At 40.6% G+C, this 22,802-nt stretch carries 10 protein-coding genes and 1 pseudogene; 8 read left to right on the forward strand and 3 right to left on the reverse strand.

Features of this window, described 5'->3' with window-relative positions; all coding sequences use genetic code 11:
• Window positions 1-15: 15 nt before the first annotated feature.
• Together AAGA18_12665 and AAGA18_12670 are read right to left on the reverse strand one after the other, a co-directional pair.
• Entirely contained in the window at window positions 16-3,630 is a 3,615-nt protein-coding gene (locus AAGA18_12665; GenBank protein MEM9446191.1) for a peptidase, read from the reverse strand.
• A 32-nt stretch (window positions 3,631-3,662) separates the two neighbouring features.
• Window positions 3,663-4,574 (reverse strand): ABC transporter ATP-binding protein, encoded by a 912-nt coding sequence (locus AAGA18_12670; protein ID MEM9446192.1) that lies wholly within the window; start codon window positions 4,572-4,574, stop codon window positions 3,663-3,665.
• A 245-nt stretch (window positions 4,575-4,819) separates the two neighbouring features.
• Here AAGA18_12670 and AAGA18_12675 point away from each other — a divergent pair, with 245 nt between their 5' ends.
• From AAGA18_12675 to AAGA18_12710, 8 genes and pseudogenes are all read left to right on the forward strand, one after another.
• Window positions 4,820-5,026 carry an MbtH family NRPS accessory protein gene (locus AAGA18_12675; protein ID MEM9446193.1) on the forward strand — a complete coding sequence of 69 codons (207 nt, stop codon included), beginning with the start codon at window positions 4,820-4,822 and terminating at the stop codon, window positions 5,024-5,026.
• A gap of 30 nt (window positions 5,027-5,056) precedes the next feature.
• The gene (locus tag AAGA18_12680; protein MEM9446194.1) at window positions 5,057-5,503 is read left to right on the forward strand and encodes a hypothetical protein; all 447 of its coding nucleotides are present in this window, start codon (window positions 5,057-5,059) and stop codon (window positions 5,501-5,503) included.
• Window position 5,504: 1 nt separating this feature from the next.
• Window positions 5,505-6,065: a siderophore biosynthesis protein gene (locus AAGA18_12685; protein MEM9446195.1), complete on the forward strand. Its 561-nt coding sequence runs from the start codon at window positions 5,505-5,507 to the stop codon at window positions 6,063-6,065.
• The gene (locus tag AAGA18_12690; protein ID MEM9446196.1) at window positions 6,062-9,340 is read left to right on the forward strand and encodes an amino acid adenylation domain-containing protein; all 3,279 of its coding nucleotides are present in this window, start codon (window positions 6,062-6,064) and stop codon (window positions 9,338-9,340) included. Before AAGA18_12685 ends, AAGA18_12690 begins: the two co-directional genes overlap by 4 nt.
• The gene (locus AAGA18_12695) at window positions 9,337-13,716 is read left to right on the forward strand and encodes a beta-ketoacyl synthase N-terminal-like domain-containing protein (protein ID MEM9446197.1); all 4,380 of its coding nucleotides are present in this window, start codon (window positions 9,337-9,339) and stop codon (window positions 13,714-13,716) included. The genes AAGA18_12690 and AAGA18_12695 overlap by 4 nt, the downstream gene beginning before the upstream one ends.
• On the forward strand, window positions 13,716-20,924 hold the full coding sequence (locus AAGA18_12700; protein MEM9446198.1) for an amino acid adenylation domain-containing protein: 7,209 nt from the start codon (window positions 13,716-13,718) through the stop codon (window positions 20,922-20,924). The genes AAGA18_12695 and AAGA18_12700 overlap by 1 nt, the downstream gene beginning before the upstream one ends.
• A 430-nt stretch (window positions 20,925-21,354) precedes the next feature.
• A pseudogene (locus AAGA18_12705) lies at window positions 21,355-21,473 on the forward strand (IS630 family transposase).
• Between the two features lie 361 nt (window positions 21,474-21,834).
• Complete coding sequence (locus AAGA18_12710) at window positions 21,835-22,398, forward strand: integrase core domain-containing protein (GenBank protein MEM9446199.1); 564 nt, start codon at window positions 21,835-21,837, stop codon at window positions 22,396-22,398.
• Between the two features lie 198 nt (window positions 22,399-22,596).
• Here AAGA18_12710 and AAGA18_12715 read toward each other — a convergent pair whose 3' ends face one another.
• Window positions 22,597-22,758 (reverse strand): hypothetical protein, encoded by a 162-nt coding sequence (locus AAGA18_12715; protein MEM9446200.1) that lies wholly within the window; start codon window positions 22,756-22,758, stop codon window positions 22,597-22,599.
• Window positions 22,759-22,802: the final 44 nt, after the last annotated feature.

Consider the following 22,802-nt stretch of genomic DNA (forward strand, 5'->3'; position numbering starts at 1 on the left):
CATTCAGTCGATTTGCTAACGGATGAATTGCACCCTTCTTTGGTTATTCTGTAGAAATACTGATGGAAAAGTATAATCAGGATCTATCCATGCAAAATCAGGCTTTTCTTCAGTGATGATTTCAATGCTTTCATCTTTTTGATTTGCTACCCACTGCTTACTAGCAATGACCTTATCTACTCCATTTTCAGAAAATTTTTTCAATTCAATCTTCACTGGCAAATCAAGTGAAGTCGATTTTTGCTCTCCTAGCCCTTTGAAGAACTGCTTTTCTGCTGTTAATTTCAATGTCGTAATATATTGATCCTTTTCCTTTTGCATGCAGGTAGCTTCTTCAATACCAAGCTGATAGGTAATAACCTCGTGAAAAAGTTGTTGTACTTGATTGTGATAAGTAGTGCTTGTCTTAGCCAAAACAATATCACGCAAATCAAGAATTGTAGCATAAGGTGCTTCATTAAATTTGTGATTTTCGTAAAATTCTTTCAATGCACTCAAAAGATTTTCTATTCCAATCAGATATTCAATAAGCTCAAGGGTCATACCACCTTTATACTTTGCAATTGGAAGTTCGTTATAAACATTATCTAAAGCCGGTTCTTCAAAATTGACTCTGCCACGCTGACGAAAAAAACTACGCATCAAATGTTGCTTCGCCTCGTGATTCTCTTGATCTGTCCGCAATGATCTTTGATACAAACCACACATATAATAAGCCAAAGATTCTCGAATACTCATCGACCCCGCTACATCAGCTGAAATAATCTGATCCTCCCACCAACTAAGCGCTAGTGTATAACTCAACCATTTAATAAGATTTTCCTTACCCAAACCTTCCGCGATACTCTTCCAGACTAAAGCCTCGGGCAATCCTAAAGCTCCACCATTGTAAGCTAACATTCCATCGTAATAAACAAACTCCATGAGCCTGATAGATCCATAAGGGTATTGCCCAAGAACACTGGCATAGAAATCATGAGCACCTCGTAGATGTTTAACAATCAATTCCAAATTACGATCATGTTGTGGGTGATAGTATAACTCGATAGGAATCTGCCCTGGCTCGCCATCCCGATAGATTTCATACTCCGCAGAACAGATGGTAAAAATACCTCTAACTGGCACTTGTGACTTGTAATGAAAATAGTTCCGTCCATTTTTTTCCCATTGACGCATCAATTTACCAGCTGTCACTGCAATCTGCTTATCTGAAGTGCTAATGGTAACATCAGTGCTGCCCCAACTTAAGTGACTTGCCATAAAAGCTTTTGACAAACCATCTGGATCATTATGCGCTTTCATTCGTTCTTCCAAAGATGGCAGTCCATACTTATGACGCATCCAAGCTTTCTTATGTTCTGCCATCTTGGTGTAACCGATAAAGGGTAAAATAAATGGGCTATAAAGATTAGTACCATTGTGCACAACATCATTTGGCGATATCATATAGATTTCATCAGCATCAACTTGGTTGAGAAAACCTTTCCGTTTCAAGGTCTTTACAGTAAATGGAGCCTTCTGCTTTTCGCCAGGCATGAGTGGGATTGCTAAATCATAAATAAAATAACCTAACTCCCTATGTTCCTCTCTCAAAGTGGCACCAGGATAATCAAAGCGCTCTAAATAAAGATTAATAAATGTTAACAGATGGATTTCGTGAATAGGCTTTCCCGTTTCATTGAGAAGCTCATATTGACCTTGAGCTATAAAATATTCTTCCTCAGGATAAAGCTCGATATTGAGCTTTGTTCCAGTGACTACTGGCATAGGTAAGTCTTCATATTTTCTGAAATCCGTCTCAATTTTTGCTGCAATCTGGTCTTTACCGAGCGATTGAAATTCATTCAAAACACATGTATTATAATAAATCCAACCACCAGTTGTTAAAGCCATTAGAGTAACTGCGACCGTAAGGCTTTTAAAAGTCACGTTACTTGTTTTCCATCTAGATATGATGTTCGCAATCCGAGTATTAAAGAGAGTGCCTCTTGGCCAGATGAGATACGTCACAATTAAAAGAAGTGTGGATACAAGCAACCAATAAAATGAATACCAATAATGTCCAGTAAGCAAACTGCCATAGCCATTCATAGGTGAATAATCAATATCGTTGGTCTGCGCAAATCGATATAGGTTATGATAGAGATGAAGTGTATTCAAAATAATGGGTGATAGAACAAGTCCTACCGTCAAAGCCATTCCTAGATAACGATGCCGTGCAATAACCTGCATAAAAATAGCTGCTGCTGCAACACAGTAGAAGTGCGGACCATGCTCCACAAAAAGCATTTGTAGATAAAGTGAAACTTCATAGTTGGTATAGCCCTTTGACGTCTGGTAAAACATCAACACCAGAATTGAAAACAGTAATGAAACGGTTATGATAATGAATAGTGCACTTACTTTAGAAAGCATAAGAATGGCATTAGAAACTGGCGTGGCATCAATCACTTCGTGGATGCGGAGTGTTCTATCTCGCCAGACTAATTCCGCAGCATAAACCACAATAATAATTAGCAGAATGCTCTCTAAATAAATATTCGCAGTATGAATGACCAAATCCGTACTGGGGTCTGAATAATAAAAAGATCGTGTCCCACTAGCTGTCATCCACATACTGAGTGCACCAAATAGCGATATAAGTAAAAAGGCTCGACTTCGTAGCACCCAAAGAGAATCAAAGATACTCAACTTCAGCCACTGCCTAAATTGAAAGGCCAATCCAAATTCTCGAAACTTTTCAGATGAGGGGTAAATTTTATTTTCTTCATTCACCAAAACAGCTGATGCAGAAGCAATCCTGACAACAGGTGCTTTTTTGCGCTTAGGCTCAAGCGACATGGAGTAACGAGCATAGGCCAAAGCCATCATAATCAAAGAAAAGCCTATCCAAATGACTCGATTCCAAAAAAGATTAGTACTAAAAGTAGGGATGACTGTATTGCGTTCATGTATGGTCCAAGTGAACGCCTTTTCCAAAACAGCATAAAGTCCAAATGGATCGCTTAGCGCCCATATATAATAATTCTCAAAATCTATGAGATCTATACCCGTCATCATCAAGCTACCGAGATAAAGCATCATAAGCACGATGGCCCCCGCGTAGGAAACAGCTAAACTTCGAGTCAAACTCGCTAAACAAAATACTAACGCCGAAACAATCAACAGATTGGGAATAACTAATTGGAGATAAGCAATGAAATAAGCTTCGAGTCTCAACGGACCCAATGCAAAAGGATTAAGGCCAGGAAATAATGTTCCCAGAATCATACCTGGTAAGTAGAAAGAGAACGATATTAAAGTAACTATGAATGCAGCAAGAAAACGCGTTAGTAAGTAATGCCACTTCGCAAGTGGCGTAGCTAAAATGAGAGCATCAGTCTGAAATCTGCTATCTCGAATAAATGTCTCAGCAATAAAGGCCGTAGCAGCAAGAGCCGAGAAAACCGTGTAGAGAATGGTTGTTTCAAATATTTGGCTCGGGCTATTTACAAAAAAGAAAGCATCACCACTTTTGGCATTCGCTAAAACATCGGTTAAGGCAAGAACAAAGAAAATAAGACTGATAAGGACAAATGCTGGCCTTCTCAGGTGATATCTTAATTCAAATAAAAAAATAGACTGAAACATCACTTGTAACTCTTAAATTCTCTTTATTGACTTTAGGCAATAGATAACGCGTCGCTCTCATCAGGTTGTGAGCTATAGTTATTACCTAGCAAAGCTTCATTATAGACATCTTCTAAATTGCCTTCCGTTTGCTCGAAATCATCTTCAGGAGCTTCATCACGAATAATGCGAACCCAAGGCTTACCTTGATTCATTTTCTGTATGAGAGTCGGGTAACCCACTTTCCACTTTTCCATAGACTTAAAATCTACTTCCTTCGTCCATACTTTTCCTTTCAGAGATTCAATAAGTTCTAATGGCTTTCCTTTACGAACAACTTTTCCGCAACTCATAATGGCCATGTTCAAACAGAGATCTGTGACATCTTCGACAATATGCGTGGATAAAATCAATGTCCGATCCTCACTAATCGCAGCAAGTAAGTTGTGAAAGCGAATACGCTCTGTAGGATCCAAGCCAGCAGTCGGCTCATCTACTATCATTAACTTAGGCGAACCCAACATGGCTTGAGCAATACCAAACCGCTGACGCATTCCACCTGAAAAAGTTCCAAGCTTTTGCTTTCTTTTCTGGTAAAGATTGACCAAATCTAGTTGATGTTTAACCATCTCTTTCCTTACAGCGGGATGTGTAAAGCCCTTAAAAACAGCAATTTGCTCTAGCATTTCCTCGGCGCTAACGTTTGGATAGACTCCAAAATCCTGAGGTAGAAATCCTAACTGCTTGCGAGATTCTTGAGGATTTTCAAACAAATCCATTTCGTCCAACCTCACAACCCCCGAATCTGCTATTTGCAAGGTTGCAAGCGTGCGCATGAGTGTTGATTTTCCAGCACCATTAGGACCTAAGAGTCCAAAAATACCATAGGGAATTTCTAAGGACACATCAGAGAGGGCCTTAATGCCATTAGTGTATGTTTTGTTCAATTTTTTGATAGTCAACATAGTTAGAGCCCCTATTCTTTAAGCAGCAGAAATTGCTAGCACTTCTCTAGCGAAAGACTTGCTTTTATAATCATTAATTTTGGACAGCATTATAATGTAGTGCGCTTTTTTATTGAAACTCAGTCTCAATTATAATAAAACCTGCCAGCAATGTTCACAATATAAAAAATAATCTATCCTAAATTATTTAGCACGTGGCTAAGTGCACTACTTAGATGCGGCCCTACATGACCTTTCGAAGTATGATGACAACAACAAATGACACATTAAAATACCTGGTAGTAATAAGTGAAGAAGGCCGATATTCCATATGGCCCGAGTACAAAACCATTCCTTGGGGGTGGAAAGCAGAGGGTAAAGGAGGTTCAAAAGATGAATGCTTAAAGCATATATCTAAGGTCTGGACTGATATGCGCCCCATTAGCCTTAGAAAGCAAATGGATGGTGAATAGAGCTTTTCAAATTTCTAATCAAGTAGTCATATGGCCCTCAATTTACTCCCCCCTCGCAATTTACCAACTTCGCTTTCAGCGAATTATTGCCCCAACGAACAAGAAAAATTACTACGTGGACTAGAACTCTTTAAAATTGCCTTAAGGGCTGAAAAGTCAGAGGCCGGATTGGAGAAAATCAACGAGGTACTTGGTTTATTAGAGGAAGAAACCTCTAGCCAAGAGATAACGGATCCCCCCCCCTCAACAACCGAAAGTGATGTGGATATTTTTGACCATTATTTTGATGTAACCCGTGCTCAAACAAAAACCCCCTTTCCGACGCTTCTAAGAAGCATTATCACATCGGCTAAGGCCTTCTTCGATCTCATCATTTCTGTCCCTGAATTAAACCCCCATCATATAAAAATTCAAAAGGAAGGACTCTTGAGCTATGCAGACCTCTTTGAACGGATGCTCAAGCCTTCTTCGCATTAGAGTGAGTACGCCCGCCTTAACATTATGGAAACAATTTCACTGGTTATTTTTTATCAATACCCAGGGACTATTGGTTTGCTTGCGCCGCTTAAAAAACGCACTGCAAGCAAATCAAATTGAAGAAGCAAAAATCGAATTTAAAACCGCTGTTTCTCTCCTTCGAGCATCCGGAGCTTCCATGGAAATGGCGGGGCAATTTTCAAAAGCCGAATATGAAAAAGAGGTAAGGCCTACTATGCAGGCACCTCAAATGCCCAATGATAATTTTAGTGGTCTAATGTCCCGTGATCATTCTGCGCTTGTTCGGCTTTGGTATGAGCTTCGACCTTTTTTCAAAAATCTTCCTCAAGAACTTCACCCGTACCATCGAGACTTTTACAAAGCCTACGAATTTCTCGCTAACTCCCATCGAGCTGTCTGTAAACGGTTCGTAGGAAGTGAAAACGGAAGCATTCGCACAGAAAATAACTCAGCCATTGATATTCTAGATATGTACCTCCGCAACCGCAGTAACATTATAGCACCCAAAAAAATATCAGGGTGCCCTATTCACCAAAATTGAAAAAAGTACTACCAGACTCCATTGAAGACCTCTACCCGCTGTCTCCAACACAGCAAGGCATGCTTTTTCACAGCATCGCAGAGCAAGGTTCAGGGGTCTACATTGTTCAAGCCGGTTTTTCTATTAGGGGAGCTATCAAAGTTAGTGTCTTAAAAGAAGCCTGGCAATTACTAGTCCAGCAACACCAGACGCTTAGAACTGCCTTTGTATGGGAAAAAGTAGAAGCCCCTCTACAAGTAGTTGGCAAAACAGCTAGGATTCCATTCGAAGAACTCGATTGGCAAAATGCGTACTCACTTGCAGGAGCTCCCGGTCATTTAGAAAATTGGAGTTTATACCAAGATTGGAAAGAATCTGATCGAAAATCAGGCTTCACACTCACCCGGGCCCCTCTGATGAGACTCACCCTGATGAAGCTCCAAACAAATTTTTATCATTTAGTTTGGAGCTATCACCACCTAATACTCGACGGTTGGTCTCTACCTCTTCTTCTTAAAGATTGGACTCTAATTTATAAATCCATCCTTTCTGGAACCAAATTGCAACTATCCTCTCCACCCTCATTTAAAAAATATATTAGCTGGCTCAAAAACTATGACCAATCTAAGTCGGAAGACTATTGGAAAAAGCTACTATCCGGTGCTTATGAAGCTACCCGACTAGGTTTAAAACAGAACGAAGACTCATCAATAGGTGTTTCCAAACTAGAGCAATCTCTTGACAAAACTCTTACAAAAAAACTTTCAGCGCATGCTCGAAAACAACATCTCACCCTAAGCACTATCATCCAAGGCGCATGGGCACTCTTACTTTCACAATACGGCGACCAAAAAGATATCATCTTTGGACTCGCCCGCTCAGGAAGGCCTCCAGAATTGCCTGAATACGAACACGGGGTTGGACTCTTCATTACCACCCTACCCATTCGAACTCAAGTCGATCAAAACGCATCATTATTCGATTGGCTCAGAACCTTGCAATCGCAACAACTAGAGCAACAACCTTTTGAATCAACACCTCTTGCCAAAGTAAGGGCTCTAAGCCAATCACCTAAAGATCAGCCTCTTTTTAATAGCGTCGTTGTCTTTGAAAATTACCCTCTTCTTAATTCTCGGCTCAAAAATGATCCCTCTCTTGCCTTTTCGGATGTCATCCTGTCAGAGCAAACCAATTACCCCTTAAGCCTCTATGCTATAGCGGGAGAAAGCCTAGAGCTACGTCTTCTTTTCCCTAAAAATCATTTTTCTAAGACAGAGATAAGAGCATTCCTAGATAGCTATCTCTCCATCCTCCGCTCTATCGCAAAATTAGAAACCTACACCAGCGAAATTAAAAACCTCCTTCCCACTTTTCAACCCCCAGTTCAAAGTATTGGACCGAGACTAGAAAAACATAGTCTAATAAACACAAATGCCGCATTCATGCAACAGACTCAGAGTTACCCTGAAAAAAAGGCTCTGATCTTCCAAGATGAATCCATAAGCTACTCTGAACTTACACAACGTGTTGATTGTCTAGCCCAATACCTTCATTCACTAGGCATCAAAGAAGGGGACCCCGTAGGAATTCTTTTACCTCGTTCGCTTGAGATAGTTATAGCTCTTCTAGCAACGTTCCGTATTGGAGCATACTACATCCCTTTGGACCCATCTCACCCCAAAGCTCGTCTAGAAATGATTAGAGAGGATTGCAACATGAAAGTCCTTATTGTCAATCATGAGTCGAAATCTATTCTTTCGGACAATGGAACAAACCTCATCAACCTATCTCTAATAGACCTATCTCAAACATCAAAAAATCAACCTCTTGATTTACCTCATAACGACCTTCAATCACTTGCCTACACCATTTATACCAGTGGAACAACTGGTAAACCTAAAGGCGTAAAAATCTCTCACCTAAATTTGGCTAATTTTTTAGTGTCTATGCAGAAGCGGCTGGATTTTAGTGCTCAGCGCCGTTGCTTAGCAGTAACCACCATTGCTTTTGACATAGCCGTGCTTGAACTTCTACTACCACTAACTACCGGAGGAACTGTCATCATAGCCAGTAAGGAAGAAGTCCTAGATGGTGAAAAGCTCGTTGAGTTAATCCAAAAGCACAACATCGATACACTTCAATCTACTCCTTCTGGTTGGCAGACCATTCTTCCGCATTGGTCCAAAATGCTTCCTAGTAATAAGCCAAGTGAGTTCACAATTCTTTGTGGCGGAGAGCCTCTAGATTTAACCCTCGCAAAGAAATTATGCGCTACTGGAGCATCTATATGGAATGTGTATGGACCAACCGAAACCACTATATGGTCAGGTGCTTTACAGCTTAATGACGAAAACCTAGCCAACGACTTCGTCCCTATTGGAGCTCCTCTAAATAATACCAGCTTTTATTTGCTGGACTCCAAGCACAAACATGTTCCAACTGGCGTGACAGGTGAAATTTTTATTGGAGGTCTAGGCCTAAGCCCCGGTTATCACAACAGACATGATCTCAACCAAGAGAGATACCGCTCAATTGACGTTAATGGAGAATTCACTCGCCTTTATCAAACCGGTGACCTAGCCCGTTATCATGCAGATGGAACTTTGGAATTTTTAGGCAGAACAGACGGTCAAATCAAACTCCGTGGACATCGAATTGAATTAGCTGAAATCGAAGTCGCCCTGCAAAGCCATCCATCTATTGACCAAGCTATAGTTGTTTTGCAACACAAAGGAACTCCAGAAGCAAGATTATTGGCTGCAATTAAGACCAAGATTTCTTTTCATGGGCAAGAACTAAATCAAGAACTACGAAACTATCTTTTAGAAAAACTGCCAACTTATATGCTTCCAACTGTCTATCATCCGATTGAAAGCTTTCCACTAACGCCTAATAAAAAGATTGATCGTAGAGCTTTGGAAAAACTGGAAATTCTCTCTAAAAGCAATAAAAAAACACCTCCTCGCACTCAGGTTGAAAAACAACTCGCCACAATTTGGTATAGGATTCTACAGATCGACTCGCCTAACATCCATGATAATTTTTTCGAAATTGGGGGACATTCTTTACTCGTTCTCAGAGCTAGAAGTGAAATCCGAGAGAAGCTCGGCATTGAATTAGCCATTACCGATTTCTTTAATTACCCAACGCTGCATTCTCTGGCAAATCACCTCTCACAACTCAATGAATCGAGTAATATGATCCAAGACCGGCAAGATGCACTAAGCGCTGGCAAACTGCGCTTAAAACAACGCCGTACTCAAAGACCTTCTCAACAACCAACTGTAAAAGTATGAACAACAATACGAGTCAAACAACTGGTCTAGAAATCGCTGTGATCGGGATGGCTGGACGCTTTCCTGGAGCTCCAAATATTGAGGCCTTCTGGAAAAACCTAGTGCACAACAAAGAATCCATTACTGATTTAAGTAATGAATATCTTAAAGAACAGGGTGTTTCCGAAAAAGATCTTTCTGATCCCAACTACATAAAAAGAGGAGGGATTCTCGAAGAGCCTGACTACTTTGACCATCAATTTTTCAATTATAGCCCAAAGGAAGCAGAAATTCTAGATCCCCAACAGCGGCTCTTTTTGGAATGCTGCTGGCAAGCTCTCGAGAATGCAGGATATGACTCTAATCGCGAATCCAGACCTATTGGTGTTTTTGCTGGAGCCGGAATGAATACATATCTCCTCAATCTTTACACTAACTCAGAAATTCACCACTCAACTACACCTTATGAAATGTTTGTCAGCAACGACAAAGATTTTCTAGCAACTAGGGTTTCTTACAAACTCAACCTTAGAGGACCCAGCATGAGTATCCAAACAGCTTGTTCTTCTTCCCTCGTAGCTATTCATACTGCTTGTCAGTCACTACTTAGCGGAGAATGTGACTTTGCACTAGCCGGAGGAATCTCGCTATCCAAACAGATTGGTTATCGAGCCCAACAAGGTAGCATTCACTCGCCGGATGGACATTGCAGAGCCTTTGATGCAAAAGCCAAGGGAACTGTCGGTGGAAACGGAGTAGGCGTTGTCGTTCTTAAAAGACTTGAAGATGCAATCCAAGACAAGGACAATATTCAGGCAATTATTAAAGGATCTGCTGTAACCAATGATGGAGCTAATAAAGTCAGTTATACAGCCCCTCAAATCGAAAGCCAATCTGCGGCTATATCTAATGCACTAGCTTCTGCAGAAGTGCCTGCTGATACTATCACCTATTTGGAAGCTCACGGAACGGGCACTTCCATGGGAGACCCGATTGAAATAGAAGCACTCACACAAGCTTACCGACTACAAACAGATCAAAAACAATTTTGCTCTATTGGTTCTGTTAAAACAAATATAGGACACCTTGATGCAGCAGCAGGAGTTGCGGGATTTATTAAGACGGTCCTTTCATTAAAACATAACAAGATACCCGCCAGCCTACACTATAAAGAATCGAATCCCGAAATTGATTTTACAAATTCACCCTTTTTTGTGAATAACTCACTCAGGGAATGGACGAATGATAACCTCAAACGAGCAGGTATCAGTTCATTTGGAATCGGAGGCACAAATTGTCATATGATTCTCGAAGAAGCTCCAAACAAAATTCTCAGTGACAGCTCAAATGATCAATTAGATAAAACTTTCTTACTTCCAGTCTCTGCTAAATCTGAGTCCGCCTTAAAACAAGCAAAAACTAATCTCGCAGATTTCTTGAAAAAAAATGATAACCTAGAGCTCGAAGAAATTGCTTACACCTTGCAAGAAGGTCGTAGAGCGTTCGCGTATCGTGATTGTGTCCATAGCAATTGTAACTCTGATGCGCTAAAAAAACTTAATTCATCTGTCGACCCTACCATCGCTTTGGATAACCCTTCACTAGTCCTTATTTTCCCTGGACAAGGCACGCCTCTTGGCGGTTTTTCTGAATCACTAAAAGAACATTCTATATACCAAAATGCCAAGAAAAAATGTCAGAGCATTGCTGAATCTTTGTGCTCTACAGATCTTGGTGAAATTGAACAAGAATGCTTAGCCCTCTTTATCCAACAATACGCTTTATCACAGCTTATTCTCCACTTCGGAGCTAAACCTACAGCCCTTCTAGGACATAGCTTTGGGGAAATTACAGCCGCCTGTATCGCTGGCACATTCTCTTTGGAAAGTGCAATAAAACTTACAATTCGAAGAAGTCAACTTATGGACTCTGCAACTCCTGGCGCCATGCTCGCGATAGCAAGCACGCCAGATAAAATTAAAGCCTTACTTAATGAACAAGTCATTCTATCTGCCCATAATGCCCCTACCTGGATTAATGTATCTGGTCCCATAGATTCCATTGAATCATTCAGCCTAAAGCTAAAAGAAAAAAGCGTTCCGTTTCGAAAGCTAAAAAGCAAAGGAGCCTTTCACACAAGGTTCATGCAACCAGCGGCCACTGCACTTCTCAATGAACTACAGAATTTTGAATTTAATAGCCTCAGAATTCCCATAGTCTCTAGTAAAACAGGTGAATGGCTAACTGATGAAGAAGTAACTAGTCCCCATTACTGGGCCAATCAACTAATTGAGCCTGTTAACTTTAATAAAGCAGCTAGTCAAATTCTAGAATATAAAGAACCCCTGTTCCTTGAGCTAAGCTCAACTGCAACATCGATCAACTTTATATTTCAGCAGAAAAAAAGCTATAAAATCTCATTAGATTCCACAACAACACCTCCAGCACTTGCAGCCTCGCTTTGGGAAGCAGGTGTTGTCATCGATTGGACATCAATTCGACAAAACACTCAAAGCTCTTATCGCATTGAGTTACCTAGCTATCCCTTTGAACGCCAAAGATTTTTTATTCCTCCACAACTAAACCTCTATAGCGCATTATCATCCAAACAAATTCACACAGATTTTCACCAAGGAGATACTCGAATTTATGTACCTTCCTGGAAACGTGTACCTCTCAAGAAATTTGACACACAACCTGGGAAACGTCAGCGGTGGCTCATTTTCGCATCCGAAAATAAGCTCTCCAATTCTATTCCCTCTTTGTTAGAAAGTTCAGGCGATGATGTTTTTGTTGTTCAAAAAGGTGATCAATTTGCCTCCACCGGATTCCGACGCTTTATATTAAATCCTAATGATAAACAAAGCTTCTCCAAACTTTTAAATGAACTCAGTGAAAGAGAAACATTCCCCCAACAGGTTGTCTATTTTTGGAGTGAAACACATGCACTCAAAGATCTCTCTATTGCCCTAGCCGAATCTATCAAAGCACTTATTCAGCTCCACCTCATTACCGAAGGAGCAGAAAATGTTCTGGGCAATGAAGTCCATCGTCCCAATGACTCAAGTATTAGAGCTCTTGGTTTAGTAATAGGCCAGGAATTTCCTCTCTTAGGATGCCGCACCATTGATATAACAGCTGATCAATACAGTTCTCATCTTGTCAACACCTTGGTTCATCAACTCCGTCAGAAAAAACTAGCTCACTGCATTGCATTGCGTGGCAAAGCACAGTTTGAACTCACTTACGAAAGCTTCGAAGCCATTGATTCCGAAAGTATACTTGAAGAAAATAAAACCTATTTCATTGCCGGAGATTTCACCTCAGAACTAGGTCAAATATGGAGTAGAAACTTATGTGCGTCTTCTCATACAAAAGTCGTACTACTCAATACTAATCCCGAGCTAGAGCTAATGCAACGCTGGACTAAGCAAGCTCAACTCGCGACAACAACTTCACTAGCCTCTTTCGATGAATCATGGGAAGCAGCAATACAAGAGCACGGCAGTCCATACGGAGTCTTTTTGTGTACACCCACAACTAACGAAAAATCAGCATCCCCCATCGCACTACTCTCAGAGTCTCACTGGAAATATAACAGATTTGTTAAACGCGATCTCTTTCAAACAATCGCTCCATTAATAGAGAACAGTCAACCCAGTTTTGTCTGTGTCCAAACTTCTATGTCATCTGTTTTGGGTGGCATTGGACTTGGTGCTTATGCTTCAGCCAATGATGAATTAGACCGATGGGTTGCTTTCAAAAATCAAACTTCGAAAATCCCATGGATAAGTATTAACTGGGATAGAATTGAAGATGAGTCATCCATCGAAGACACATCGCAAGCTTTTGCTGCAGATCATGTCAATACTATGTCTCAAAATGAAGCTTGGAAGCTGACACAGACTATTTTAGACCAAAGGATCGCCGGAACTTTTATTGCAACAACTTCTCCTCTTGCATCACGCTTAGCTCAATGGGTGCAGCCTGAACCTCAAGCAAAAGATCATGCTGGAGCAGGAAAAACAAGCCACCATAAAAGGCCTGATTTACCGAATAAATATGTGGCACCTCGAGACGAAGTTGAAAAAACAATTGTCACAATCTGGGAAGAGTTTTTGGGAGTCAGAGGGATAGGTGTTGAAGATAACTTTTTTGCTTTGGGAGGCCATTCACTTCTTGCCATCCAAATTATTGGAAAACTGCGACAAAGCTTCCCTGTTGAGATTGAACTGCGCCACTTAGTTTCTGATAACCCAACTCCAGCTAGTATAGCAGCTGTTCTAAAAGAAGACTTACCAGCGAATGATCAACTCGATGATATGGCAAAGCTACTTGAAGAAATTGAGCAACTCACTCCCGAAGAAGCAAAAGCTCAAATACAGGAAAAAGACTGATGAGCTCCGTATACGAAAAACTAAATCAACTTTCGCCTGAGCAAAGAGCATTATTTGAGAAGCGCATGCGTGAAAAGGGTTTGCAAATTTCAAAGCCTGATTCTATCCAAAGACGTGGACCAAATGAAGAACTATTCTTATCACCCGCTCAAGAAAGACTATGGTTTGTTCAACAGTTTGACACTGAAAATACAGCTTATAATATTAGTAGTGCTGTCCGATTACATGGATCACTAGATCTTATCAAACTTGAATTTGCCTTAACTCAAATCGTAAATCGTCATGAGTCTTTAAGAACTAGCTTTCACAAGAATAGTGAAGGACTTCCTGTACAAAAAATCCACTCCGGGGATTTTTTCTCACTCAAAAAAGAGAATCTCACAGAAACTTCTAACCCCGAAGAATATGCTAAACAACAAATTGAAGCGTCACAAAACACACCTTTCGATTTAACCTATCCACCACTTCGTTTTTACCTTTTTTCCCTTAACCCTAAAGATCATATCCTAGCATTTGTTACGCATCATATTATTTGTGATCGTTGGTCGGTCACTGTATTTATGCGTGAGCTGCTTACTTATTATACAGTCGCCGATCGCAATACTCTGCCATCCTTACAAATTCAATATCCAGACTGGGCTCTTTGGCAAAGAAAAAAACTCTCGGAGGGCCTTGCAGAAAAACAATTGGCATACTGGAAACAACAACTAGAAGGATCAGCCCCCCAGCTAGGACTCCCTTTTAGAAGTAAAAAACAAACTCTAACAACCGAAGGAAATCACCTTCCCATTACTTTAGGTTCAGGGCTGTCTGGAAAAATTAAGCAATTAGCGAATCAATCACAAGTCAGTCTCTTCACTTTCCTCTTGGCATGCTTCAAGGTTTTTCTCAATCGCTATACTGACGCGACTGACCTTGTTGTTGGAAGTGAGGTAGCCAATCGTGACCGCAATGAGAGCTTTGGCCTAATTGGCCTTTTGGTAAATACTCTAGTTATCCGAACCCAACTATCCTCTGAATTAACCTTTCTCGAAGTTCTTAAACAGGTTCAAGAAAATGTTCAAGGGGCTCTTTCTCATCAAGATCTACCCTTCGAAAAATTAGTTGAAGCAATAAACCCAGAACGAGATGTCAATCAGTTAATCCCTCTGTTTCAGGTCAAATTTGACCTGAAACAGATTCCCATTACTGAGAAACAATTGGGAGAGCTCACCCTTGAAAGCTTTCCAACAATTGATAAAAGTGCCAAATATGATCTCCGATTCAATCTTCAAGAAGACGATGAATGTATTTCCGGTCAAATCGAATACCGAACATCTCTATTTGAAGAAGCAACAATTCAACGTATGGGCCAGCACTTTATCAACATGATGGGCCACATCGTCGCTAACCCACATCATCCACTCACCAAATTTGACATACTCTCCTCTACAGAGCAAAAGGACATTCTTAAAAGTAGTTTTGGCAGACAAGTTGCTACCTCACAAGAGACATTGCATCACTTATTTGAGAAACAAGTTCATACAACTCCTCATAACATAGCTATCTACGATGGTTATAAGTCCATTAACTACCAAGAGCTAAATGTGCTAGCTGATGCTAGAGCTAAGGAAATTGAAGCTCTTAAACTTAGTCCGGAATCTCGTATTGGCATTTGTGTTAAAAAATCTATCGAACTAGTATCTGTACTACTTGGAATTTTGAAAGCAGACTTAGCCTATGTCCCTCTCGATCCTGATTATCCACAAGAACGGCTAGATTTAATTATTGAGGATTCGAACTGCGCAGCAATTTATCACCAATCCTCTAACGGCCTTGTATTAAAGCGGAGAAAACAAACACTCAATGATGATACAAGTACCTCAAAAAAACCTTCAACTAAATCACTCGCCTATCTTATTTATACCTCCGGATCGACCGGAAAACCTAAAGGAGTTGCTATTGAGCACCAAGCTGCAACGACTCTTATTCGTTGGGCAAGGGATTACTATACAGACAATGAACTACAAGGTGTTCTAGCCTCTACATCTATCTGTTTTGATCTCTCTATTTTTGAAATCTTTGTCCCTCTGACAACTGGTGGATCAATCATAGTAGCCGACACTCTCTTTTCCCTTCCTAAGCTCCCAGCCCAAGATAAAGTGACTTTGATCAATACGGTCCCAAGCCTACTCAGAAGTCTATTAGCAGAATACGAACTGCCTAAGTCCATCACAAATGTCAATCTAGCAGGTGAAGCTCTGCCCTCTGACCTGGTTGATGATCTACACAAGTTGGGTATTCAGCGTGTCGACAACTTGTACGGACCTTCTGAAGACACCACCTATTCTACATGGGTATCTATGCTAAGAGGTGAATTTGATTCACAGAAAGAAATCATCACAATCGGATACCCAATTGATAATACGGTAGCTTATATTCTTGATGAACATCAACGTATTCAACCAAATGGTCTTTCAGGAGAACTATACCTAGGAGGTGATGGCCTAGCTAGAGGATATCTAAACCGGGAAGAGCTTACAGAAACAAGTTTTATTCCTAATCCCATCTCCTCTCAACCTAGTCGCCTATACAGAACAGGCGATCGAGCCCGTCGTAATGAGCGAGGAGAAATTGAATTCCTCGGACGTATTGATTATCAATTTAAAGTGAGAGGCTTTCGTATTGAGGCCGGAGAAATTGAAACACGCCTTCGCTCTCACACAAATATTCTTGATGCAGTAGTTATGCCTTATCGCAATAAACGCGAGACTCTTTTATTAGCTTACTTAGTGGGAGAGGAAGGAAAAACCATTCCTACTCACGAGAAGTTGCATCAATACTTAAGCGATCAATTACCCTCAGCTATGATTCCAACCCTTTGGCATACACTTGAAGAAATTCCAAGGCTTCCAAATGGCAAGGTCAATAAAGAAGCACTTCCTCAACCTAATAACCCAAAAAGCCAAAACACGTATGAGCCTCCGATAAATGATACCCAGCATCAACTTGTTGAGCTATGGCAGAATCTTCTTCAAAAAGAAAAAATCGGTATTCATGACAGTTTCTTTTTACTTGGCGGACATTCCCTTTTAGCTATTCAGCTTGTCTCAAAAATGGAGAGCCATTTTAAAGTCAGCGTTCCACTGCGTGACCTTTTCCAGAATCCTACTATTGAAGCTATTTCTAAAATGATCCAGGAAACCAATGATGCACTACCTGCAGCAGAGCAATTTGAGATCAAAACAGATTCCCAAAGCCGTCATCAGCCATTTCCTCTTACAGATATCCAACAAGCTTATTGGCTCGGGCGTCATGGAGCTTTCGAGCTAGGGAATATCGGAACACATGGCTATCGAGAAATTAATCTCAAAGGGATTCCTCACGAGAAAATTGAAACTTTTTTTAATCAACTAATCAAACGACATGATATGCTCCGCGTCATAGTTGAAACTGATGGACAACAACGCATTCTTGAAGAAGTTCCATATTACAAAATTAACAAGACATCGATTAGCCCAGAAAAAACAGAAGAAACCATCATGGCTCGTCGTGAAGCCTTATCCCACCAAGTCTTTGCTACAAATCAATGGCCGCTTTTCCATCTAGAGGCAATAGAAATTTCACCCCATACGACTCGGTATCTTTGCAGTTTCGATGTTCTCTTGGGGGACGCATGGAGTTTACAAATTCTCGGCAAAGAAATAGTTCAACTTATTATGAACCTTCAGCTCTTACCACTTTCATTAAGCTTCCGTGATTATGTCATTGCCGAAAAAGCTTGGGCTAATGACGCAATCGCTCGAAGAGACTGGGCTTTTTGGAAAGAAAAAATTAAGACACTTCCTCCAGCGCCTGAGCTTCCACTCATTAAAAACCCACGCGAACTAACACTCCCTAAGGTTAGAAGAAGAAACTTTAAACTCTCACCTAGCCTCTGGCAAAAGCTTCAACAAGAGGGACAATCCAGCGGGCTAACACCATCAGCTATTATACTTGCAGCTTTTTCAGAAATCCTAGGTAATTGGAGTCGACATCCTGCTTTCACAATCAACCTAACCCTTTTCAACCGACCTCAGGTACATGAAGACATTAATTCTATAGTAGGTGACTTCACTTCTTCAACATTGATTGACTGTGACCAGCGCGGTGGCGGAACTTTTGCCGAACGAGCAACTCGAGTACAGTCAACTTTATGGCAGGCATTAGAACACCGCTCTGTCAGTGGTGTTAAAATCATCCGAGAAATGAGTAAAGAGCTCTCATCAAATGGGGGAGCTCTCATGCCTGTTGTCTTCACTAGCACCTTAGGGCAACTTTCTGTTAAGAAACCTGAGAATGATTGGAGTGCAACATTCGTTTATGGAGTCAGTCAAACTTCTCAAGTTTATCTTGATCATCAAGTTTCTGAAATAGACGGCCATCTTGTCATCAATTGGGATGTCATAGAAGAACTATGGCCTGATGGCGTTTTAGATGAGATGTTTAAAACATATGAGCACTTTATTGTAGACCTTGCTAAGCATCCAGAATGCTGGAATAAGCAACCCCTTCTCTCATCTCTTGCTACATATGAAAAACTTAATGCTATTTCTGAAACTTGTATCTCTGTTAAGCCTCAAGCTTTGTTACATACGCAGTTTTATGAACAAGCACTCAAAAAGCCTAACGCTCCTGCTATTCTTACGGATTCAGAAAATCTCAGCTACGAAGAAATCGCCAAAAGAAGCATTCAACTCTCAGAACAATTATTAAAACTTAATGTTAAGACAAATGATCTCATTGCAATATCTACCCACAAGGGATGGGAGCAAGTCGTCGCCTGTTTGGGTATCTTAACTGCTGGAGCAGCTTATGTTCCGATCAGCCCAAGCCTTCCTACTGCAAGACAAAAAGAGCTCATAGAAGATACCGAAGCCAAAATTGTTATCGTATCCGAAAATAAGCCAAATCATTTTCCCAGCGAAGTAACTCAAATAGAGCTAAAGCTAAACACACCTTTAAATGTAACCCTAACCATTCCAAAATCTATTCAAAAGCAAAATGACCTTGCTTATGTCATCTACACCTCTGGGTCTACGGGTATGCCAAAAGGAGTCATGATCGATCACCGTGGGGCACTCAATACCATTACTGATATTAATCAAAGACTCAAAATTCAACCGAGTGATCGCATTTATAGTATTTCTGCACTCAACTTTGACCTTTCTGTTTATGATTTATTTGGGGCACTTATATCTGGAGCCGCCATTGTTATGGGCACTGACGCCTTACGATCTGAAGATCCCAAATATTGGTATGAACGATGCAATCAAGACCAAGTTACCATCTGGAATTCTGTTCCAGCTCTCGCACAGCTTTTTGTTCAAGAGACTATTTCGCAAAAGAAAACTAATGATATTTCACTTAGCTCCCCTATTAGAGCAGTACTCATGAGTGGAGACTGGATTCCTGTAAAACTCCCCACTATTCTTCATGAACAATTCCCTAAGGCTGAACTCTTTAGCTTAGGTGGTGCAACAGAAGCTTCCATTTGGTCTATCATCTACCCTATTAAAGAACCTATTCTTTCCTGGCCTAGTATTCCCTATGGGAAGCCAATGGATAATCAAACCTGGTATGTTCTGGATGAAAATGGAGCGCCCCGCCCGCCCTGGGTGCCAGGGGAACTATATATAGGAGGCAAAGGTATTGCACTGGGTTACTGGAATCGTCCCGAACTATCTGCAGAACGCTTTGTTGCTAATCCGTTTGATAAAGGCACCTCTAATAGTCAATACCTCTACCGTACTGGGGACTGGGGGCGACTAAGACCCAATCCTTCTAAACCAACAGAGTATTGCCTAGAATTTCTTGGACGTGAAGATTCTCAAATCAAAATTAATGGATACCGAATTGAACTTGGTGAAATCGAAGCCTGCCTTCAAAGCCATCCCGCCCTTAATAAAGCTACCGTGATTGCTACTGAAACAAAACCACCAGAACTTGTTGCCTATATCATACCTAAAACAAATACCACCACCAGCTCCTTAACAAAACTCTCTGCCAAAACATCACCACACCCTACAAACGACAACAGACCTAGAGTAGCACTCCCCGACTCTAAAGATAATTCTCAGTTATTTACCCGTCAAAGCCATCGACGATTTTTGGATGATACAATAGAGCTCGAAACGCTCGCTGACTTACTAAGTGCTCTAAAAGCCACCCCTGTAAATAACGCACCTTTTCCCAAGTACCTTTATCCATCCGCTGGCAGCCTCTATGCCGTCAAAAGCTATCTCTTTTTAAAGGAAAGCCGTGTTACTGGCGTTCGTTCTGGATGGTACGAGTATGATCCAATTCAGCATCAACTTCTACACACCAAACCCAACAATACATCTAGTCCTGATGACCTCTTTAAAATCAACCAAGATGTAGCTCAAGAAAGTGCTTTTTACCTTTTTCTTATTGCTGATATCGCAAAAATTCAAGAAAGCTATGGAGATCGTGCCCGAGATTTTGCTCATTTGGAAGCGGGCTACTTAAGCCAGCTTTTGATGGAAAAAGCGCATACTTTGAATATTGGTTTTTGTCCGGCAAATGAACCCAGCTTTATCAAACTTCAAGAAAGTCTCGACCTTTCTAAAGATCAACTATGTGTTCATAGTTTAATTGGTGGAGTCATTGAACCATCTTGGTCTAAAAAGTGGATGTCTATAGAATCCGGAAGTAGTTCTTCTTTCATAGAGAAAATTCAATCCGACCTAACTTCAAAACTCCCCGAATATATGGTGCCACGCCATTTCCAAATTATATCTAAAATCCCTTTATCACCAAATGGAAAGGTGAACCATAAAGCCCTGCCTGCTCCCTTAGGCTCAAATCAGGAAAACTATGTTTCACCTCAAACTACACTTGAAAAAACTGTCGCTGCACATTGGGAGCAGCTACTCGGTGTAGAAAAAGTTGGTCTCCATGATAACTTTTTCCAACTCGGAGGAAACTCACTCCAAGCTATCCAATTACTGAGCTTACTGAGAAATGAAGGCTACCCCAATCTCACCATTACTAACCTCTTCAATGCGTTGACACCGGCTGATCAAGTGCAACTTCTCACTTCACTAGAGCCCTCACTCCTCATAGAGCAAAAAATCCAGCGAGTCGACCGTGTAGATACTGAAGTCTCTAACCTTTCCGATGAGAATGTTGACGCCGCGCTTAGAAAACTACTAAATAATAGTCACTGATGCCCTTAATTAATACTCATATAAATCCATAATCATTTATTTATCAAGGTATGATAAAGCTTTCTCCTATTTTACTACCAATGAATTTCATGAATAATAAAGTCAGATTTTTCATATAGCCTCTTGTCTATTAGATTAGAGCATTTTTGAATTAAATAACAACAAGCTGTAGATTATGAGTATGAAGAATTATAAACTTAGGGATGAAAGCTTATAGTAAAGATTTAAGAGAAAAAATTATTGAAAAAGGTATAAACAAAAGGGAGAAATTTATTATAAACAACCGGGAGGCCATCTTCAAAGTAAACTTCAAGCATATAAAATGGGCTATAGCTTTAAAAAAACGTTTCGAGCCAGCGAACGTGGACGTGCCGATATAGAAGCCAAACGCCAACAATAGAAATGGGATCTGCTTATATGGAACAACCAGAAACTTATTTTTCTAGATGAGACTGGTGTAATACCCAAATGACTCGTCTCTATGGAAGGGCATTGCCAGGAGAACGTTGTCATGACCAGGTTCCATACGGTCATTGGAATAGCCTCACGTTTTTGGCGGCATTAATATATAACGCACTGACTGCACCATTACTTGTTGATGGCGCAATGGGCGGAGAAATGTTTGTAAGCTATATTACTCAACATTTCTATCCGTCGCTTCGTTCTTAAAAAAGAGACTCCTGTTTCAAGTAAATCTGTAGGAAGACCTGGCATTCCCCATAAAATCTGCAAGCTTGTTATCTCAATAGCCAAGGAAAATACTTCTTGGGGCTATGAAAGGATTGTCGGTGTTCTTGCAAACCTGGGCTTTACTATATCGCACCAAAGTATTGGCAACATTCTTAGCAAAGCCAATGTCCCACCATCTCCTGAACGCAAACTATCTTCTTTTTGGCATCAGTTTCTAAAAATGCATCCTCACGTTTGGGCCACCGATTTGTTTACCAAGGATATCTGGGAATTTTCAGGCATTAAGACGTACTACATTCTCTTCTTTATTCATATCCATACGCGAAAGGTCATCATTGCGAGTGCTACCGAAAAACCCAATGAAGATTGGATGCTTCAACAGGCCAGAAATATTTCTTCTCAAGATGCGTTTCTGGATAACAAAGGCTTCATCATTCATGATCGCGACTCCAAATATTCGGATGCCTTCGGTAAGGTTTTTGCTGACATTGATTTTGAACCTATCCGACTCCCAATGCGTTCACCGAACCTCAATGCTTTTGCCGAAAGGTTTGTTTTGAGTATTAAATCCGAATGCTTAGATCACTTGCTCTTACTTGGGGAAAGGTCTTTGATTCGTGCCCTGCGGGAATACGAAGCTTTTTACAACACAGAACGTAATCATCAGGGAATTAACAATGTCATTCCTTTTCCCAAGGATCATATCAGTCAAAAGCAAGGCGAAATCAAAAAGACCTCTCGTCTTGGCGGTTTGCTCAATTACTATTACCGGCAGGCCGCCTAATCATTATTTCAATATTTCAAAGAACTATCATTTGAGAATTTCTTTTCTCAAAGCCGGCATCTTTCTGCCTACTCATGTAAATTACCTCATCCTCAAATGCAGAATGGTTCATATTCCACTTAATCGTAAGCATTGCGGAGCCATCTTAATTTTACTGCATTTCTAAAACCCTCTTGAATACGCATTCTAAATGGAATCCTAATTTTTGATAGCACGCTCAACCCCTTCAATAGGAGATTCCTCTTCATCTACTACTTGTACATGGACGGTATAATCTTCCGGCGACCACATAGCCCAAACAAAAGAGATACTCAATACAAAACAAGCAGCTAATGTGAATACTATGGTTTTCTTTTTCATTAATCTAAACTACATCTATCACGAAACAACTTAGCTAAAGACAT

This window comes from Verrucomicrobiota bacterium, assembly GCA_039192515.1.
GTDB lineage: Bacteria > Verrucomicrobiota > Verrucomicrobiia > Methylacidiphilales > JBCCWR01 > JBCCWR01.

Excerpts from the sequence above, each read along its gene's own strand:
- AAGA18_12665 (MEM9446191.1), bottom strand. The coding sequence starts at position 3,630 with ATGTTTCAGTCTATTTTTTTATTTGAATTAAGATATCACCTGAGAAGG.
- AAGA18_12710 (MEM9446199.1), top strand. The coding sequence starts at position 21,835 with ATGCATCCTCACGTTTGGGCCACCGATTTGTTTACCAAGGATATCTGG.
- AAGA18_12670 (MEM9446192.1), bottom strand. The coding sequence starts at position 4,574 with ATGTTGACTATCAAAAAATTGAACAAAACATACACTAATGGCATTAAG.
- AAGA18_12675 (MEM9446193.1), top strand. The coding sequence starts at position 4,820 with ATGACAACAACAAATGACACATTAAAATACCTGGTAGTAATAAGTGAA.
- AAGA18_12695 (MEM9446197.1), top strand. The coding sequence starts at position 9,337 with ATGAACAACAATACGAGTCAAACAACTGGTCTAGAAATCGCTGTGATC.
- AAGA18_12680 (MEM9446194.1), top strand. The coding sequence starts at position 5,057 with ATGGCCCTCAATTTACTCCCCCCTCGCAATTTACCAACTTCGCTTTCA.
- AAGA18_12700 (MEM9446198.1), top strand. The coding sequence starts at position 13,716 with ATGAGCTCCGTATACGAAAAACTAAATCAACTTTCGCCTGAGCAAAGA.
- AAGA18_12715 (MEM9446200.1), bottom strand. The coding sequence starts at position 22,758 with ATGAAAAAGAAAACCATAGTATTCACATTAGCTGCTTGTTTTGTATTG.